This is a genomic window from Hydrogenovibrio sp. 3SP14C1 (genome assembly GCF_029625905.1).
In the GTDB taxonomy this organism is placed as follows: Bacteria; Pseudomonadota; Gammaproteobacteria; order Thiomicrospirales; family Thiomicrospiraceae; genus Hydrogenovibrio.
The window spans coordinates 1-281 of the sequence record NZ_JARTLM010000065.1 but is presented as its reverse complement, the minus strand read 5'-3'; the positions used below and the strand labels follow the sequence as shown (position 1 = coordinate 281).

At 44.8% G+C, this 281-nt stretch carries 1 protein-coding gene; it reads left to right on the top strand.

Annotation, left to right across the window (positions count from 1 at the left end; translation table 11 throughout):
• Nucleotides 1–45: 45 nt before the first annotated feature.
• A partial coding sequence (locus P8629_RS11655; protein WP_278166293.1) for a hypothetical protein occupies nucleotides 46–281 on the top strand: 236 nt, incomplete at its 3' end.

Below are 281 nucleotides of genomic sequence, written 5' to 3'. Positions count from 1 at the left end.
CAAGATACGCCAAGCTATGCATTCGCATAATGACAGTATGAGAGAATGATGAAAAAACTGCTGACTCTGTGTATCGCAAGTCTTCTTGTCATGACCAGTGGTGTATTATTGCTTTTCGCCCTACTGCATACCCGCTACCTGACCCCTTGCGCACAATGGTTCGTTAATCAGCGATGGCCACAAACCCTCACTTTTCATCAACTCGAGTATACTTATCCACTGCACTTTCGTTTCATCAATCCAACGCTTTATCTCTCATCCAACCCTTTTCACGCCCAACA